Origin of the sequence: Pseudomonas fluorescens (assembly GCF_001307155.1) — a bacterium.
Lineage (GTDB): Bacteria > Pseudomonadota > Gammaproteobacteria > Pseudomonadales > Pseudomonadaceae > Aquipseudomonas > Aquipseudomonas helvetica.
Genome location: NZ_CP012830.1, coordinates 2,379,546 through 2,396,363, shown reverse-complemented (window position 1 = coordinate 2,396,363; position 16,818 = coordinate 2,379,546). Strand labels below are relative to the sequence as shown.

16 protein-coding genes are annotated in these 16,818 nt (G+C 59.6%); 7 read left to right on the top strand and 9 right to left on the bottom strand.

Features of this window, described 5'->3' with window-relative positions; genetic code table 11:
- Window positions 1-3 precede the first annotated feature (3 nt).
- The 7 genes from AO353_RS10970 to AO353_RS10940 form a co-directional block, all read right to left on the bottom strand.
- Window positions 4-1,617, bottom strand: coding sequence for an EAL domain-containing protein (locus tag AO353_RS10970; RefSeq protein ID WP_054598211.1), 1,614 nt, complete (start codon window positions 1,615-1,617; stop codon window positions 4-6).
- Window positions 1,618-1,693: 76 nt separating this feature from the next.
- Complete coding sequence (locus AO353_RS10965; RefSeq protein ID WP_054594954.1) at window positions 1,694-2,473, bottom strand: N-acetylmuramoyl-L-alanine amidase; 780 nt, start codon at window positions 2,471-2,473, stop codon at window positions 1,694-1,696.
- Window positions 2,474-2,572: 99 nt separating this feature from the next.
- Window positions 2,573-4,720, bottom strand: coding sequence for a diguanylate cyclase (locus AO353_RS10960; RefSeq protein WP_054594953.1), 2,148 nt, complete (start codon window positions 4,718-4,720; stop codon window positions 2,573-2,575).
- A complete protein-coding gene (locus tag AO353_RS10955; RefSeq protein WP_054594952.1) occupies window positions 4,717-5,595 on the bottom strand; it encodes an endonuclease/exonuclease/phosphatase family protein in 879 nt (292 codons plus the stop codon). Before AO353_RS10955 ends, AO353_RS10960 begins: the two co-directional genes overlap by 4 nt.
- Window positions 5,596-5,607: 12 nt before the next feature.
- The gene (locus tag AO353_RS10950; RefSeq protein WP_054594951.1) at window positions 5,608-6,237 is read right to left on the bottom strand and encodes a thiol:disulfide interchange protein DsbA/DsbL; all 630 of its coding nucleotides are present in this window, start codon (window positions 6,235-6,237) and stop codon (window positions 5,608-5,610) included.
- A 200-nt stretch (window positions 6,238-6,437) separates the two neighbouring features.
- Entirely contained in the window at window positions 6,438-7,043 is a 606-nt protein-coding gene (locus AO353_RS10945) for a c-type cytochrome (RefSeq protein WP_054594950.1), read from the bottom strand.
- Window positions 7,044-7,089: 46 nt separating this feature from the next.
- Complete coding sequence (locus AO353_RS10940) at window positions 7,090-7,380, bottom strand: c-type cytochrome (protein WP_054594949.1); 291 nt, start codon at window positions 7,378-7,380, stop codon at window positions 7,090-7,092.
- Between the two features lie 191 nt (window positions 7,381-7,571).
- Between AO353_RS10940 and yihA the strand changes: the two genes are divergently transcribed.
- On the top strand, window positions 7,572-8,216 hold the full coding sequence (gene yihA / locus AO353_RS10935; protein ID WP_054594948.1) for a ribosome biogenesis GTP-binding protein YihA/YsxC: 645 nt from the start codon (window positions 7,572-7,574) through the stop codon (window positions 8,214-8,216).
- A gap of 438 nt (window positions 8,217-8,654) precedes the next feature.
- Here the strand turns inward: yihA and polA are convergent, their stop codons facing one another.
- Window positions 8,655-11,426: a DNA polymerase I gene (polA, locus tag AO353_RS10930; protein ID WP_054594947.1), complete on the bottom strand. Its 2,772-nt coding sequence runs from the start codon at window positions 11,424-11,426 to the stop codon at window positions 8,655-8,657.
- A gap of 74 nt (window positions 11,427-11,500) precedes the next feature.
- Between polA and AO353_RS10925 the strand changes: the two genes are divergently transcribed.
- Both AO353_RS10925 and AO353_RS10920 read left to right on the top strand, forming a co-directional pair.
- The gene (locus AO353_RS10925; RefSeq protein ID WP_054594946.1) at window positions 11,501-11,791 is read left to right on the top strand and encodes a DUF2782 domain-containing protein; all 291 of its coding nucleotides are present in this window, start codon (window positions 11,501-11,503) and stop codon (window positions 11,789-11,791) included.
- Between the two features lie 60 nt (window positions 11,792-11,851).
- Window positions 11,852-12,802, top strand: coding sequence for a homoserine kinase (locus AO353_RS10920; RefSeq protein WP_054594945.1), 951 nt, complete (start codon window positions 11,852-11,854; stop codon window positions 12,800-12,802).
- Between the two features lie 49 nt (window positions 12,803-12,851).
- Here the strand turns inward: AO353_RS10920 and AO353_RS10915 are convergent, their stop codons facing one another.
- Window positions 12,852-13,781 (bottom strand): zinc ABC transporter substrate-binding protein, encoded by a 930-nt coding sequence (locus AO353_RS10915; RefSeq protein WP_081013722.1) that lies wholly within the window; start codon window positions 13,779-13,781, stop codon window positions 12,852-12,854.
- Between the two features lie 57 nt (window positions 13,782-13,838).
- On the opposite strand from AO353_RS10915, the gene AO353_RS10910 reads away from it, so the two are divergent.
- From AO353_RS10910 to AO353_RS10895, 4 genes are read left to right on the top strand one after another with little or no spacing between them, the layout of a single operon-like run.
- Window positions 13,839-14,321 (top strand): Fur family transcriptional regulator, encoded by a 483-nt coding sequence (locus tag AO353_RS10910; protein ID WP_054594943.1) that lies wholly within the window; start codon window positions 13,839-13,841, stop codon window positions 14,319-14,321.
- The gene (gene znuC / locus AO353_RS10905; protein ID WP_054594942.1) at window positions 14,321-15,106 is read left to right on the top strand and encodes a zinc ABC transporter ATP-binding protein ZnuC; all 786 of its coding nucleotides are present in this window, start codon (window positions 14,321-14,323) and stop codon (window positions 15,104-15,106) included. The genes AO353_RS10910 and znuC overlap by 1 nt, the downstream gene beginning before the upstream one ends.
- Complete coding sequence (gene znuB, locus AO353_RS10900) at window positions 15,099-15,887, top strand: zinc ABC transporter permease subunit ZnuB (protein WP_054594941.1); 789 nt, start codon at window positions 15,099-15,101, stop codon at window positions 15,885-15,887. Before znuC ends, znuB begins: the two co-directional genes overlap by 8 nt.
- 37 nt (window positions 15,888-15,924) lie before the next feature.
- Window positions 15,925-16,638, top strand: a complete 714-nt coding sequence (locus tag AO353_RS10895) for a PA5502 family lipoprotein (RefSeq protein WP_054594940.1) — start codon at window positions 15,925-15,927, stop codon at window positions 16,636-16,638.
- Window positions 16,639-16,818 lie beyond the last annotated feature (180 nt).

Sequence of the window (16,818 nt, the reverse complement as noted above, 5' to 3'; positions counted from 1 at the left end):
CGATCACGCCTCGTCATCCAACCGCCGTGACGCCAACCGACGGCCTCGGGTGATCAGTTCAATGAACTGCGTCGCGGTCAAGGCATGGGCGAACAACCAGCCTTGGCCGTAATTCACTCCCTCACTGCTCAGCAACGTGGCCTGAGCTTCATGTTCGATACCTTCGGCAATCACCTTGAGCTGCAAGGCATGCGCCATGCGAATGATGTGCGGCGCCACGCCGCTGCTGGCGGCGTCGTGGCCCAGCGCATCAATGAAAGCCTTATCGATTTTAAGGTAGTCCACTGGCAGGGTTTGCAGGTAAGCCAGGCTGCAATAACCGGTGCCAAAGTCGTCGATCAACACTTGATGCCCGGCATCGCGCAACGCTTGCAGGTTCTCCCGTGCGACCACCACATCGATCAACCCGCGCTCGGTCACCTCAAATGCGATCTGCCGCGCAGCGACCCGGTGCGTGGCCAGCAAGCCTGCCATGACCTGGCCAACCCGCGGCACCATGACGTCGCAGGCCGCCAGGTTGACCGAAATATACAACTGCGGGTTGGCGCGCAGTAACTTACCGAGCTGTTCAAGCAATCGCTGCAACACGAAGTCAGTGATCTGACGGATCTGCCCGGAGTCTTCCGCCATGGGAATAAACAGGTCCGGGCTGGTGAGCGTGCCGTCCGGCCGGCGCCAGCGCAATAAGGCTTCGGCACCGACACAGTGACGGCTCTTGAGATCGAAGATCGGCTGATACAGGACCTGTAACTCCCCCCGCTTGAGGGCTCCCTGCAACTCACCGCCCAACGATTGCCGCTGGCGGGCCATCAAAAACACCAAACCGCCAATGCTCAAGCCCAGCACCAGGCTTGCCGGCACCAGCCACCACCACAGCGTGGGCAGGTGCGATGCGGTTCGAGGGCTGATCAACACCAACTGGTACTCGGGATTGTTGGTCGGCATGCGATAGATCAGCCGGGTTTTCGTGACCTGCAACGGTTCACTGCTGAAGGACGACCAAGGGTCGCTGAGTGGCCAGGCTTGTGGTGTGCCGAGTACCGGGATCGCCCGAGCGCCATGATCGACCACCACCAACAGGCTGCTGCCGGGCGTGAGATCAACCATGTCGGTCAAATGCCCTCGGGAGGTAGCGACGCGAAAATTACCGCGTCCCAACATCAGCGCTGCACGGTCTTCATCGGGCTCGGTCGAGGTGTTGAGCCAATAACTGTAGGTCGGCCCTTTGATGTCCGGCGGTCGGATTGCCGAAAGCCCATCCTGCCGCGGTCGGCTCGAACAAAATTGCGTGCTATCGATATAGGCCGCTTCATAGACGAAGCGGTAATTGAAACTGACCTGCTGCAAGGTCGCGATCATGTCTGCATCACAGTTACGCAACGGCTGCGCTTCCAGGTCATCCAGGCCTTCGCGCAGTTGACCGAACAGTTGCTCCAGACGCTCCAGAAAGCGTTCGCCCTGAGCATTCATCTGTTCGCTTTCACGTTGCTGGACCTGCCGCTGCGCCACCCCGAGGCTGCCAGCCAACAGCAAGGCCGCACTCAGCGCAGCCGCTAGTATCGCCAAAGACCAAGGGCGATAGAACCAACTGCGCAGGGTTTCGCCAGCGACTGCCATCATTGAATATCCGAAGGATTACCAATGAGTTATAGCTACTGATCAGAAAATAGCCCTGACCGTCGGGCGGGCGTCATTATTTTGTCTGGTTGAGCACCTGCAGAATCGCGGCGCTTTGCGCATCTGGCGTACCGTCAAACCGTGAAGGTCGATAGTGCATCTGGAAAGCTGTCAGCACATGCCGGGTGGCCACATCCAGTTCACCGGTCTGCGGCGTTGTATAGCCCAGACGCGCGAGCTCTTCCTGAAACCAGGTGATGCTCGGAAGTTGTGCTTCGAATAACGCCTGCTGACGCGCTACGGCCTGGGCATCGGGCCAGACCACCAGCCCTTCGTCGGCCAGACGCTTCCACGGGAACAACGGCCCCGGATCAAGCTTGCGTAGCGGCGCGATGTCACTGTGGCCAATGATGTTTCGCGGGCTGATGTTGTTGCGCTTGCTGATGTCCTTGATCAGGAAAATCAAAGACTGAACCTGCGCCTCGCTGTAGGGATACCAGACGCGCCCGGCAGGCGTATCGTGAAATCCCGGATTGACGATTTCGATGCCAATCGAGCTTGAGTTCAGCCAGGTCCGGCCCTGCCACTCGCTTTCCCCGGCATGCCAGGCCCGACGGCTTTCATCCACCAACTTGAAAATAGTGGCGCTCTTGTCATCGCCCACCAGGTAATGGCTGCTGACCTCGCCATGGGTCAACAGCGCCAACGAACGCTCCTGCGAGGCGGTGGTGTAATGCACCACGATAAACTGCACACGATTGTCGAAGTTCACCGACGGATGGTTGGTGTCGATTCGCGGGCCGCTGGCGCAACCCGCCAGGACCAGAAGTACCAAAAGCAGAGGAATCGATTTCATGATCTGGACAATACGCTGAGAGAGTAATGCAACAGTGTAACGTACCGCCTTCTTCTGGACCGGCAAAGCCTGGCATTTAACCCGATGGATCACTTATCGTCAGCCCAGCTCCACTCGGTTTCGGCCGGCATTTTTTGCCCGGTAAAGCGCCTGATCGGCTCTTTTCAGCACAAGATCGCTGTGTTCTCCCGCTTTGAACGCCGTCATTCCCATGGAAACCGTGATCGTCACGCGCTCACCTTTGAAATGAAACGGGCAGGCTTCGATAGCCGCGCGCAGGGTTTCTGCCAACTTGGCGCCGACAGCCAAAGGGGTATTGGGCACCAGCAAGACAAACTCCTCACCACCGAAACGGGCAATGAAGTCCGTACCGCGCAGGCGCTTGCGCAGCACGTTGGCAATGATCTTCAGCACTTTGTCGCCGGCCAGGTGACCGTAGTTATCGTTGATGCGCTTGAAGTGGTCGAGATCGAGCATCGCCAGCAACAGCGAGTTTCCGTGTTGCTGCCACTGGGCAATCTCGTGCTCCAGACGCTCGCTCCAGGCCGCCCGGTTCGGTAAACCGGTCAGCGGATCGACCAGGGCTTTCTGACGTTGCTCTTCCAGGTGCTCGCGGTAACCCTGAGCCTCCTGCTCCATGCTCGCAACTCGCTCGGCCAAGCCTTGTAGACGTGCCGCAACCTCCTGCTCACGCTCGTCGCGCTGTTTCTGGTGCTGATCCATGGTGCCGAGCAACCCTTCCAGATGGTTCTCCAGCACATGCTTGAGGCCCTCCAGATCGGCGGCGTCCTGCATGCTGCTCTGCAAGCCATCGACCTGCTCACGGATCTGCGTGTCCATCTCCCGCGCAGCAGAGCGGTTGTCGGCATGACCCTCACTGGCGGCTTGCAGGTTGCTTTGGAAGGACTCCAATCGCTCATTGAGTTGCTTGAGGTAAACCTCGAACTCATGCTGACCGCTGTCAGTAATCGCAAGCATCAAAACCGCAAGATCATCGAGGATCGGCAGCAGTTCGTACCAATTCAAGCCATTTTGCAGCCGATCGCGCATCGCCTCGGCCTGCGGACGGTGACGCTCGGGCAGCGACAAATCGTCCAGCAGCCCCAGCAGCGTGCTCTCGATGTGTTTGGCCACCGAGCTGTAGGACGGCTCCGGCGAGTCGGGCAGTGCGTAAAGAACATCCTGCTCAGGATGCTCCGGGTCCAGAGTAGCCAAGGCTACTGCCATCGCCGGCAGGGGAGGAAGGCTATCAATTAACGGCGAAGCTTCATCCGCCGTCCGAGGGACCTCGGATGTCAGCTCGTCGGGATTGATCGCCATTGAATCAGCAGCCGTCATCGGGTCGGGTGTCGGGGATATCTTCGGTTCTTCCGGCGTATCCACATCCGGCAGATTCTGTTCCGCTACCTGCGCTTTGCCACGCGCAGCTTCGACGGCCAGCACTGGAGGAACAAAAGCCACCACATCAGGTGCTGGCTGTGCTTCTTCCAGCGACTGAGCTGCCAACGGCTCCGACTCTGCAATCACAGCGTGCGGCACCTGCGCGGTGGGTGCCGGGATTTCGTGTACAGCGGGGGTAATAACCTGGATCTGCAACGGCACTGGTGATTCATGCACCGGCTCGGCTGTCGCCTCTGTTACAGGTGCCGACACTTGCTCAACAGGGCTCGGAGCAGGCGCTTCGTGTTGTAGCGCACCGGCTTCTGAAGCCTGAGCATCCGCCTCTCTACCGCCAAACAAACGCTGCAGCAAACCTGGGCGGCTTGGCTCGGCAGGGTTTTCCAACAGGCTCAGCGCCTGACCTTGCAGACCACTGAGCTCTCCGAGCAGCAGGGGAATTTCACGTGCCTGGCCAACCCGTCCGTCGAGCTGCTTGGCAAAGGTCTTGAGCGGGCGGCTGATCTCGCGCGGCAACGGCAACGCCTGGAGCTGACTGACCAGGGCGGTCAACGCAGCGCTGACTTGATTGACCCGGGTCTCGCGCCGCTGCTCGGAGTCGAGTACCGCTTTCTCCAGGCGTGGCAGCAATGCCGCCAATCCGGCATCCATATCGTTGGTGCGGATGACTTCGCGCATTTCCTTCATGCACTGGTCAACCGCACGGTCGGTGCCCTCGGCCGCCAGCGTGCTGCGAACCAGTCCGCGACGCAGCAAGTCGAGGCGGGCATCCCAACGACGCTCGAGCTTTTCCTGTTGTTCGATACTTTTGAGGTATTTCTCTTTCCAGCGCTGTGCTTCGTCGCTCATTCAGGGGTTCCGCGAAGGGCAGGACTCAGCGCGGGCAATGCATCGACCGTGAGCGAACCCGGCAGACGAATCTCTACCGCGACGGGCAGGTGATCAGAAATCGGTTGCGCCAGCACTTCGACCCGTTCAAGGACCAGCGTAGGGCTGAGCAGAATATGGTCAAGACAGCGTTGCGGGCGCCAGCTGGGGAACGTCGCTTCGACTTGCGGCGCAAGCAGACCCAGATCTCGCAGAGGGGAAGTTTGCAGCAGGTCACTGGCGTGGGTGTTCATGTCGCCCATCAGCACCTGATGCTTGTAGTCACCGATCAGCTCGCGAATGTAGGCCAACTGCATCGTCCGCACGCGCGCCCCCAGCGCGAGGTGCATCATCACGACCACCAGCGCATCCGGTCCTTCGCCAAACCGCACAAGAATCGCACCACGGCCCTTTGGCCCCGGCAGCGGATGATCTTCAATCGCCCATGGGCGCAATCGACTGAGCACGCCATTGCTGTGCTGGGCGAGGCGGCCCAGGTTGCGATTGAGTTGTTGATACCAGTAGGGGAAGGCACCGAGCTGGGCCAGGTGTTCGACTTGATTGACGTAGCCTGACCGCAGGCTGCCACCATCGGCTTCCTGCAAAGCGACCAGATCGTAGTCGCCCAGCAGATTGCCGATTTTCTGCAGGTTATCCGCTCGCCCGGTGTGCGGCAGCAAATGCTGCCAGCTACGGGTCAGGTAATGCCGATAACGCTCGGTACTGATACCGACCTGAATGTTGAAACTGAGCAAACGCAGACGGCTGTCTGCAGGCAAGCCCGAGGACTCCAGATGATGCTCGTTGACCTGCGGATCATGCAGACCAACGAGACGTTCAGTACCCCAGCGGCGCATGGCGGGCGCCGCTTACTTAGCGGCGCGCTCCTTGGCGATTAGCTGATCGGCCACGCTCAAGGTGCCTTCAGGACCACCGGCAGTGCCCAGATCGAAGCGGTATTTGCCGTTCACGACCATGGTTGGTACGCCAGAGATCTGATAGGCCTGAGCCTTTTTCTTGGCATCTTCAACTTTGCCTTTGACGGCGAACGAGTTGTAGGTGCTCAGGAACTTCTCTTTGTCGACACCTTCGCCGGCCAGGAACTCAGCCATTTCTTCCGGGGTAGCGAGCTTCTTGCCACTGTGGATCGCTTCGAAGACGGCTTTATGGACCTTGTGCTCCACGCCCATCGCTTCCAGGGTGATGTACAGCTGGCCGTGAACGTTCCAGATACCACCGAACATGGCCGGAATACGCACGAAGTTCACGTCTGCAGGCAGTTTTTCAACCCAGGGATTGATGGTCGGCTCGAATGCATAGCAGTGCGGGCAGCCATACCAGAACAGCTCCACGACCTCGATCTTTCCAGGCACAGCCACCGGAACGGCGCTGCCCAATTCGACATATTGTTTACCGGCTTCAAGCGGTTCGGCAGCTTGGGCGGTCATACCAAACAGGCTGACAGTGACGAGTGCGGCGCTGAGAATCAGATTACGCATGCTTTACTCCTGAACAAATTGGGTCGCCTCGCGCGACCTGTTTTCTGGCAGATCATGGCGGGCATTAGTGCTCTAGTGTAACGGCAGCAGCCACAAAAAAGGGCAGCCTAAGCCACCCTTTTTATGTTTGCATCGAAGGATTAATCGAGCGTTAACATTGCGCGAGATCAACACCCTGCGCAACGCCCGCTCAACCGACCTTAGTGCAGGCCCTGAATGTAGCTGGACACCGCTTCGATGTCCTTGTTGCTCAATTTTGCAGCAATGCTCTGCATGATTTTCGTGTCGCCGTCGTTGGTACGGTTACCTTCGCGGAAATCAGTCAGCTGCTTGGCGATGTATTGAGCGTGCTGGCCGCCCAGATGCGGGAAGGCAGCAGCGGCGTTGCCCGCGCCATTAGGCGAGTGGCAACCGGTGCAAGACGGCATGCCCTGGTCCAGTTTGCCACCACGGAACAACTCTTCACCGTGAGCCACGACTTTAGGATCTGCTGCGCCGACGCTGCCTTTCTGGCTGGAGAAGTAGGCAGCAAGGTCAGCCAGGTCCTGATCGCTCAGGTTGGTCAGCAGGCCGGTCATCTCCAGAACGGTGCGCTTGCCCGACTTGATGTCGTGCAGTTGCTTGTTCAGGTAACGCTCACCCTGACCCGCCAGCTTTGGAAAGTTTGGCGCCATGCTATTGCCGTCCGGGCCATGACAGGCGCCACATACTGCGGCTTTCGCCTGACCAGCAGTCGCATCGCCTGCAGCATGGGCTATGCCGGAGATCCCCAGGGTCAACAGCAGACTCACGATCAATTTGTTCATCAGCTAATCCAACTACGGCTAAGGGTTAAAGAGTTATGGACCGGGATCACTCGTTCATCCACTGGATGATTGCTCGGTAATCCTCGGCACTGCAGTCCATGCACAAACCACGCGGCGGCATCGCCTTGAAACCCTGGGTCACGTGTTGCACCAGCGTCTCCATACCTTGCGCCAGTCTTGGCGCCCAAGCTTCCTGATCGCCCTTTTGAGGCGCCGTTGGGAGTTGGCCGGAATGACAGGCTCCACAAACACGGTTGTACACAGCTTCCGGATCCTGTGTAGCCTGAGCGCTGTAAAGCGGCATCAAGACACCGGCAGCTAGCAGCCATTTCGTCATAAAACGACCTTTTCAGGGTTGAGAGCGTGCTGCGTTCTAGTGCGCAATCAAGGTTAATCGCTCTCGTGAACTTCATCCTACGCCGGGACAAAGCGCACACAAAATCTGCGGCATTATATACTGGCGTCACTGAAACGGAAACGACGCTGCTCTTTGCGACCAATCTCGGCACCGCCCACATCGGAAATCCCATGCAACTCAAGAACCCCATCCTCGGCCTGTGCCAACAGTCCACCTTCATGCTCAGCGCCGCCAAAGTCGACCAATGTCCTGACGATGAAGGCTTTGAAGTGGCCTTCGCCGGGCGTTCCAACGCCGGCAAATCCAGCGCCCTGAACACCCTGACTCACGCCAGCCTGGCGCGCACCTCGAAAACACCAGGCCGCACGCAACTCTTGAACTTCTTCAAGCTAGACGATGAACGCCGTCTGGTCGACCTGCCGGGTTACGGTTATGCGAAAGTACCCATCCCGCTGAAGCAACACTGGCAGCGCCACCTGGAAGCGTATCTGGGTAGCCGCGAGAGTCTGAAAGGCCTGATTCTGATGATGGACATCCGTCATCCAATGACCGACTTCGACCTGCTGATGCTCGACTGGGCCGTGGCCAGCGGCATGCCGATGCACATTCTGCTGACCAAGGCCGACAAACTGACCTATGGCGCAGCGAAGAACACCTTGCTCAAAGTTCAGGCAGAAATCCGTAAAGGCTGGGGCGAAACCGTGACCATCCAGCTGTTCTCGGCACCAAAACGCCTGGGCCTAGAAGACGCCTACACCGTATTGGCAAACTGGATGGAACTGGCCGACAAAGGCACCGAGACAGAAGCCCAATAAGCTTTTGGGATATCCGATATACGGAAAACTGTCTGTGGGACGGTCAGGCAAGGCAAAAACACGGCTCGAAAGCGGAGTTTAGGGACCTAAATGAGCATTTCGAGCCGTGTTTTTAACGCAGCATGGCCGTTCCACAGGCAGTTTTTGGGCAAAAAAAACCCCGAATTACGTATGGGGAGAGAGTAATTCGGGGTCTAAGTTTCCGGACCGCTAGGGCGGGGTCCAGATATCTGCCAACACTTAACACAACATAGGAGCATCGAAGGGCTTCACCACCCATTCAGTAACTCTGAGTGGCGCTTCACAGATTTAGTTCCGGTTAATTTCAAAACCTATTGGGAATAACCCCAAGAATTTTCCGAACTAAGAGCCCTTCGCTGGCGACTTGCCGCGACACTACGCCGCGGCGCTATCCCCGAAAAAGCGCCTCACACCGGCTTAGTGCGCTTCATCCCAGTTATTTCCAACGCCGACTTCCACCAAAAGTGGTACATCCAGGGTCGCTGCACTGCTCATGTGAACGCGAATTTCCTCACGAACCTGGTCAATCAGGTCTTCGCGAACCTCAAGTACCAATTCATCGTGCACCTGCAGAATCACTTTGGCGTCCAGACCTGAGGTCAGCAGCCAGTTATCCACCGCCACCATGGCCTTCTTGATGATGTCCGCCGCAGTGCCTTGCATCGGCGCGTTGATTGCCGTGCGCTCGGCGCCTTTGCGCAGGGCCGGATTTTTCGCGTTGATGTCCGGCAGGTACAGGCGACGACCGAATATGGTTTCGACGAAACCTTGCTCGGCCGCCTGGGCGCGGGTGCGCTCCATGTACTCGAGCACGCCTGGATAGCGGGCGAAATAACGGTCGATATAGGCTTGGGACTGTTTACGGTCGACGCCGATCTGCTTGGCCAGGCCAAATGCGCTCATGCCGTAGATCAGGCCGAAGTTGATCGCCTTGGCGCTGCGCCGCTGATCGGTGGTGACGTCCGCCAGCTCAACCCCAAACACCTCGGCAGCGGTGGCTTTGTGCACGTCCAGATCATTGCGGAAGGCGTGCAACAGCCCTTCGTCCTTGGCCAGGTGGGCCATGATCCGCAGCTCGATCTGCGAATAGTCCGCCGCCAGCAGCTTATAGCCTTTGGGGGCAATGAATGCCTGACGAATCCGTCGACCTTCGGCAGTACGAATCGGAATGTTCTGCAGGTTTGGATCGCTGGAAGACAAGCGACCGGTCGCTGCCACCGCTTGATGGTAGGACGTATGAATCCGCCCGGTGCGCGGGTTGATCTGCTCGGGCAGACGGTCGGTGTAGGTGCTTTTCAGCTTGCTCAGGGAACGGTACTGCATCAGTACCTTGGGCAGCGGGTAATCCTGCTCGGCCAGTTCCGCCAGTACCGCTTCGGCAGTCGAAGCCTGGCCCTTGGCGGTTTTGCTGAGAATCGGCAGCCCGAGTTTTTCGTAGAGGATCACGCCCAATTGCTTCGGCGAACCGAGGTTGAACTCCTCACCGGCAATGGCGAACGCCTCACGCTCCAGCGCGACCAGCTTATCGCCCAGTTCAACGCTCTGGATGCCCAGCAGGTTGGCGTCGACCAACGCGCCCTGGCGCTCGATACGCGCCAATACTGGCACCAGCGGCATCTCGATTTCGCTGAGGACTTTGCTCAGGCTCGGAATGGCGTCGAGTTTTTCATGCAGGGTCTGATGCAGACGCAGCGTCACGTCGGCATCTTCAGCGGCGTATGGCCCGGCCAGCTCCAGCGAGATCTGGTCGAAGGTCAGTTGCTTGACGCCCTTGCCCGCGATGTCCTGGAAGCTGGTGGTGGTGTAGCCCAAATACTTGAGCGCCAGACTGTCCATGTCGTGACGGGTCGCAGTCGAATCCAGCACGTAGGACTCGAGCATGGTGTCGAAGGCGATGCCTTGCACCATGATGCCGCAGCTCTGATCTCCACCGATGGCGCAGTTGGCCAGGATGTTCATGTCGAACTTGGCGTGCTGGCCGACCTTGAGTTTGCTCGGGTCTTCCAGAATCGGCTTCAGTGCGCGCAACACCGTGTCGCGATCCAGTTGATCCGGCACGCCCATGTAGGAATGGGTCAACGGAATGTAGGCTGCTTCGTTGGCCTGCACAGCGAACGACAGCCCGACAAGTTGCGCTTGCTGCGCATCGATGCCCGTGGTTTCGGTATCGAAGGCGAACAGCGTGGCGTTTTGCAGCTTCTTCAGCCAGACGTCGAAATCTGCCTGGGTGAGGACCGTGGTGTAGTGGGGACCATCGCTATCGGCTACGGCTTCTTCAACCGCCGCGACCACTTCCTGGCCCGCTCGCTTGGCATCACGCTGAACTTCCTCGAACCAGCTCTTGAACTCGAGCAGGGTATAGAGTTCGGCGAGCTTTTCACGGTCCGGCTCACGCAGGTGCAAGTCGTCCAGACCAACGTCCAGCGGCACATCGACCTTGATGGTCGCCAGTTGATAGGAGAGGAACGCCATCTCCTTGTGTTCTTCAAGCTTGGCAGGCAACGTTTTGGCACCACGAATCGGCAGCGTCGGGACGATATCGAGTTGCGCATAGAGCTCGGTCAGGCCGCCGTTCACACCCACCAGCAGGCCGGACGCCGTCTTTGGGCCAATGCCCGGCACGCCTGGAATGTTGTCGGAGGAATCGCCCATCAGTGCCAGGTAATCGATGATCTGCTCGGGAGCGACGCCGAATTTCTCCTTCACGCCAGCCACATCCATCGCGCTACCGGTCATGGTATTGACCAAGGTAATGTGCCCGTCGACCAGCTGCGCCATGTCCTTGTCGCCCGTCGAGATCACCACCGGACGATCGGCGGCCGCGCTGCTGCGGGCCAGCGTGCCGATCACGTCGTCGGCCTCAACACCATCGACGCACAGCAACGGAAAGCCCAAGGCAATCACGCTCGCATGCAATGGCTCGATCTGCACACGCATGTCATCGGGCATGCTGGGACGATTGGCTTTGTACTCGGCGTACAGGTCATCGCGAAATGTTCCGCCCTTGGCGTCGAATACCACGGCGAACGGGCTGTCCGGGTACTGCTTGCGCAGACTCTTGAGCATGTTCAGCACGCCCTTGACTGCGCCGGTCGGCAGGCCTTTGGACGTGGTCAACGGTGGCAGCGCATGAAAGGCGCGGTACAGGTAAGAAGAACCGTCCACCAGGACGAGGGGGGCTTGGCTCATGAGCAGGATCAACCTTTTCGGCGGGTCCGGCGCTAGAATAGCGGGACCGTTGACGACAAAGGGACAAGGTTATCATGCGCTCACTCAATCGCTTGTTACTGGCTGGCTTCTTTGCAATCACTCCCCTGGCCGTCATGGCAGCCAATGATGCACCGACGCCGGAACCGGAAGTCACCATCCACACTGAAGGCGACAAAGTCATTCAGGAGTACCGCCAGAACGGCTTCGTGTACGCGATCAAGGTCACACCGAAGGGTGGAAAACCGTACTTTCTGATACGTGCGGACGGAACGGAGGCAAACTATATCCGCTCGGATCAGCCGAATATGCTGATTCCGGCGTGGGAAATTTTTACGTGGAAGTAGTTTCTTAACTTTAATCGGCGCTGGCTCAACCGCGGCGCCCGAACTGAGCAGTTTTTAACCATGTCTGTGTTCACCCCCCTGGCTCGGCCCGAGCTGGAAACCTTTCTCGCCCCTTATGGGCTCGGCCGCCTGCTTGATTTCCAGGGGATTGCCGCGGGTAGCGAAAACACCAATTTCTTCATCAGCCTGGAGCAGGGGGAGTTTGTCCTGACCCTGGTTGAGCGCGGCCCTGTGCAGGAGATGCCGTTCTTTATCGAGCTGCTCGACGTGCTGCACGACGCCAACTTGCCGGTGCCCTATGCATTGCGGACCACCGACGGCATCGCCCTGCGCGAATTGGCCGGCAAGCCTGCACTGCTGCAGCCGCGGCTGGCCGGCAAGCACATCAAGGAAGCCAACGCACAACATTGCGCACAAGTCGGCGAATTGCTGGGGCACCTGCACCTGGCGACCAAAGACCACATGATCAAGCGCAAGACTGATCGTGGCCTCGACTGGATGCTCGAAGAAGGCACGCAACTGCTGTCGCACCTGAATGCCGCGCAAAGCAATCTGCTGCAACGCGCCTTGAACGAAATCACTGAGCAGAAGATTAAAATTCTGGCGCTGCCTCGGGCCAACATCCACGCCGACCTGTTCCGCGACAACGCGATGTTCGAAGGCACGCACCTGACCGGGCTGATCGACTTCTACAACGCCTGCTCAGGCCCGATGCTCTACGACGTGGCGATTGCCCTGAATGACTGGTGCTCGGACGAAGACGGCGTGCTTGACGGCCCGCGGGCCAGGGCATTGCTCGGGGCTTATGCCGCGCTGCGCCCGTTCACCGCTGCCGAGGCCGAATTGTGGCCGACCATGTTGCGGGTGGCCTGCGTGAGGTTCTGGCTGTCGCGCTTGATCGCCGCCGAATCCTTTGCCGGGCAGGACGTGCTGATTCACGACCCGATGGAGTTCCAGCAACGGTTGGCCCAGCGTCAGCACGTCAGCACGCCGTTGCCGTTCGCCCTCTAAACCGTGGCGAGGGGGCTTGCCCCCTCACCACAGGGTCTGCGCTCGGGGGTTAAAGCGACTCCAGGCAACCCGCCAAATCATTCCCCAATTTCTCCAACACCTGCTCATAGCCGCGAGCCGTCGCCGGTGTGTAGCCGCCCAACGCATCCAGCTCCGCCAGTTTCACCGGCAAACCGGCCACCAGCGTCTCGGCCAGGCGTGGGCGCAGCGGTGGTTCGCTGAACACGCAGGTCTTGCCGACTTCCTGCAAGCGCGAGCGCATCGCTGCAACATGCTGTGCACCTGGCTGTACTTCAGCGGCCACGCTGAACACGCCGGTGTGCTTGAGGCCGTAGGCGTCTTCGAAGTAATCGAACGCTTCATGAAACACGAAGTAAGGCTTGCCCGCGATACCGGCCAAGCGCGCTTTCAAACGCAGATCCAGCGCGTCCAGGCGCTCATCGAACGCCTTGAGGTTGCTCTGATAGCGCGGCGCATTGGCCGGATCGGCAGCACTCAAGTCGGTGGCGATTTTTGCCGCGATCACTCGCGCATTGACCGGCGACAACCAGAGATGAGCATCGAGACTACCGGGGCGGTGGTCGTGATCGTGCTCGTCTGCCTCTTCCGCATGGGAGTGGCTGTCTTCGGCAAAGCGCCGCAGTTTCAAACCTGGCAGGTCCTGCACCGCAACTGACGGCAGGCTACGGCCTTTGAGCACACGAGGAAGGAAACCTTCCATGTCCGGGCCGATCCAGTAGAGCAGCTCCACCGACTGCACCTTCCGTACGTCGGATGGACGCAAGGCATAGTTATGCGGCGATGCACCCGGCGGCAGCAAGACCTCGGGAACCCCGACGCCATCCTGCACCGCAGCAGCAATCAGCTGCAGGGGCTTGATGCTGGTCAGTACGTTCACTTCGGCATGAGCGGCGCCGATCGCAAAAAAACCGGCAGCAAATGTGACAAAAATGGCAAAAAGTCTGGGCACGATGACCACTCAAGTAGGCGAGAACGGGTAACATAATAACGTCTCTCACAAAACTCGTCGCCGCTCATGCCTAAAACACCGCTAGCCAGCCGTCCCCACGACCACTCTCACTGCGTGCACAGCGCATTGTCCGAGGCCGATGTCATTTGCGCACGTCAGGGCTTGCGCCTGACCGCGCTGCGTCGGCGGGTGCTGGAACTGGTCTGGCAAAGCCACAAGCCGCTGGGCGCCTACGACATTCTGGCGGTACTCAGCGAGCAGGATGGCCGCCGTGCCGCGCCGCCGACGGTGTATCGCGCGCTGGATTTCCTGCTGGATAACGGCCTGGTCCACCGCATTTCCTCGCTCAACGCCTTCGTTGGCTGCAATCATCCGGGGCACGCCCACCAGGGCCAGTTCCTGATTTGCCGTGAATGCCACGCGGCCATCGAACTCGAGCAAAAATCCATCAGCGACACCATCATCCACAGCGCCGGCGAAGTCGGGTTTGTGGTCGAAGGCCAGACCGTCGAAGTGGTCGGTCTTTGCTCGGGTTGCCAGGGGGCTTGATGAGCACTGCGTTAATTCGCCTCAATCAGGTTGCGGTGACCTTTGCCGGACAAAGCGTACTGGACAACATCGAGCTGAGCGTCGAGCCGAGGCAGATCGTTACCCTGATCGGCCCCAACGGCGCCGGCAAGACCACGCTGGTCCGCGCCGTGCTTGGCCTGCTCAAGCCCGACAGCGGCAGCGTCTGGCGCAAGCCGAAACTGCGGGTCGGCTATATGCCGCAGAAGCTGCATGTTGACCCGACCTTGCCGCTCTCGGTACTGCGCTTCTTGCGCCTGGTGCCGGGCGTAGATCGTGCGCGCGCCTTGGCAGCGCTCAAGGAAGTCGGCGCCGAACAGGTGATCGACAGCCCGGTGCAAAGCGTTTCCGGCGGCGAAATGCAGCGCGTATTACTGGCCCGCGCCCTGTTGCGCGAGCCAGAACTGCTGGTGCTTGACGAGCCGGTGCAAGGCGTCGACGTGGCCGGACAAGCCGAACTCTATAGCCTGATCACTCGCCTGCGCGACCGCCACGGTTGTGGGGTGTTGATGGTTTCCCACGATCTGCACCTGGTGATGAGCACCACCGACCAGGTGGTCTGCCTCAATCGCCACGTCTGCTGCTCCGGGCATCCCGAGCAGGTCAGCGGCGACCCGGCGTTCGTCGAACTGTTCGGCAAGAACGCGCAGAGCCTGGCGGTCTATCACCACCATCACGACCACGCCCACGACTTGCATGGCTCGGTCGTCAGCGCGGCACCGACCGTTCACACCCACGTTCATGGAGATGGCTGCAAGCATGGCTGATTTTCTGTTGTACGCCCTGCTCGCAGGCCTGGCCCTGGCCGCCGTCGCAGGTCCGCTGGGATCGTTCGTGGTCTGGCGGCGCATGGCCTATTTCGGCGACACCCTGTCCCATGCAGCGCTGCTCGGCGTGGCGCTGGGTTTTCTGCTGGATGTCAGCCCGACCATCGCGGTGACCGTCGGCTGCCTGTTGCTGGCCGTGCTGCTGGTGACCTTGCAACAGCGCCAGCCGCTGGCCTCCGATACCTTGTTGGGGATTCTTGCGCCGAGCACGCTCTCTCTCGGCCTGGTGGTACTAAGCTTCATGCATGAAGTGCGGATCGACCTGATGGCCTATCTGTTCGGCGACCTGCTGGCGATCAGCCCGACCGATCTGGCGTGGATCCTCGGCGGCAGTGCGGCGGTGATGCTGCTGTTGGTGGCGCTCTGGCGGCCGTTGCTGGCGATTACCGTGCACGAAGAATTGGCCACGGTTGAAGGCCTGCCGGTAGCAGCATTGCGCATGACCTTGATGCTGTTGATTGCGGTGGTGATCGCGGTGGCGATGAAAATTGTCGGCGTGCTGCTGATTACTTCCTTGCTGATCATCCCGGCGGCTGCGGCACAACGTCACGCACGTTCTCCAGAGCAGATGGCCTTGGGCGCGAGTTTGCTCGGTATACTCGCGGTCTGCGGTGGCCTGGCGCTGTCGTGGTTCAAGGACACGCCGGCCGGCCCATCGATTGTGGTGGCTGCCGCCGCGCTGTTTCTGCTGAGTTTTGTCCTGCCCCGTCGAGGGGTGTAGACTTGCTCGTTTTTTGCGCAATCAGAGAGTCGCAGGAATGAAGCCGTTCGCCTCCCGTTATCTGCTCCTTGTTGCATTTTCGCTGCTACTTGGCGCCTGCCAAAGCACGCCGCCGGCCCCCGAGGTCCCGGACGCACGGGCTACGGCGATCGCGCAGCTGGAGCAAAGCCTGGCCAGCAGTGAACTGGCCACCGCCGAGGATCAATTGGCCGCCTTGCAGGCCGAATCACCCAACGATCAGTCGCTGGAGCAATATCAACGGCAACTCGCCGAAGCCTACTTGCAACGCAGCCAGATCGTTCTGCAAAAAGGCGACGTGAATGCCGCCGCCACGGCCCTGAGCCGGGCCCGTGCGTTGATGCCCAAAGCTCCGGCGCTGACCGGTGGTGTCAACAACGCCATCAGCCACGCGCGCAAGGCCGAACTGGATCAGGCCGAGGCAGCCCTCAAAGCCGCCGAAGCCAAGCGTGTCGCCAAGGTCATCGACCCAACGGCCGAGAGCACCACCGTTGCGCTGAACATCGCCGATAGCAAGCAATTGCGTCGGCAACTCGATGCGATTGCCAGCGATGTGGTGAGTTATGAGTGCGACGTCAGCATTCAGGCGCCGCGCACCGAAGATTATCCGTGGCTGGCCACGCTGCTGACCAAACGGGTGAAGAAGCTGGATGCCGACTTCGACCTGAAGATCGAGCGGCAGATTCTGCGCAATGTCCCGGCACAGATGGTTCTGACGCCGCGCAAGCCTTAAAAGAAGAAGATCGCAGCCTCCGGCAGTGCCTACATCGGTCCGTAGGAGCTGCCGGAGGCTCCGATATTTTGCATTTCCGGTTATCGCGTTATTTCCAAATGACTGGATGAATGCGAAATAAATGCTAAGAGCCTCTATACGGACAGGCTAAAATGCCCGCCCGGCTAACCGCTGATCCTT

Coding starts and splice junctions, on each gene's coding strand:
- AO353_RS10955 (WP_054594952.1), bottom strand. CDS start 5,595: ATGCGCCGCTGGGGTACTGAACGTCTCGTTGGTCTGCATGATCCGCAG.
- AO353_RS10910 (WP_054594943.1), top strand. CDS start 13,839: ATGCCTAAAACACCGCTAGCCAGCCGTCCCCACGACCACTCTCACTGC.
- AO353_RS10970 (WP_054598211.1), bottom strand. CDS start 1,617: ATGGCAGTCGCTGGCGAAACCCTGCGCAGTTGGTTCTATCGCCCTTGG.
- AO353_RS10965 (WP_054594954.1), bottom strand. CDS start 2,473: ATGAAATCGATTCCTCTGCTTTTGGTACTTCTGGTCCTGGCGGGTTGC.
- AO353_RS10920 (WP_054594945.1), top strand. CDS start 11,852: ATGTCTGTGTTCACCCCCCTGGCTCGGCCCGAGCTGGAAACCTTTCTC.
- znuB (WP_054594941.1), top strand. CDS start 15,099: ATGGCTGATTTTCTGTTGTACGCCCTGCTCGCAGGCCTGGCCCTGGCC.
- AO353_RS10950 (WP_054594951.1), bottom strand. CDS start 6,237: ATGCGTAATCTGATTCTCAGCGCCGCACTCGTCACTGTCAGCCTGTTT.
- AO353_RS10960 (WP_054594953.1), bottom strand. CDS start 4,720: ATGAGCGACGAAGCACAGCGCTGGAAAGAGAAATACCTCAAAAGTATC.
- znuC (WP_054594942.1), top strand. CDS start 14,321: ATGAGCACTGCGTTAATTCGCCTCAATCAGGTTGCGGTGACCTTTGCC.
- polA (WP_054594947.1), bottom strand. CDS start 11,426: ATGAGCCAAGCCCCCCTCGTCCTGGTGGACGGTTCTTCTTACCTGTAC.
- AO353_RS10945 (WP_054594950.1), bottom strand. CDS start 7,043: ATGAACAAATTGATCGTGAGTCTGCTGTTGACCCTGGGGATCTCCGGC.
- AO353_RS10895 (WP_054594940.1), top strand. CDS start 15,925: ATGAAGCCGTTCGCCTCCCGTTATCTGCTCCTTGTTGCATTTTCGCTG.
- AO353_RS10940 (WP_054594949.1), bottom strand. CDS start 7,380: ATGACGAAATGGCTGCTAGCTGCCGGTGTCTTGATGCCGCTTTACAGC.
- yihA (WP_054594948.1), top strand. CDS start 7,572: ATGCAACTCAAGAACCCCATCCTCGGCCTGTGCCAACAGTCCACCTTC.
- AO353_RS10925 (WP_054594946.1), top strand. CDS start 11,501: ATGCGCTCACTCAATCGCTTGTTACTGGCTGGCTTCTTTGCAATCACT.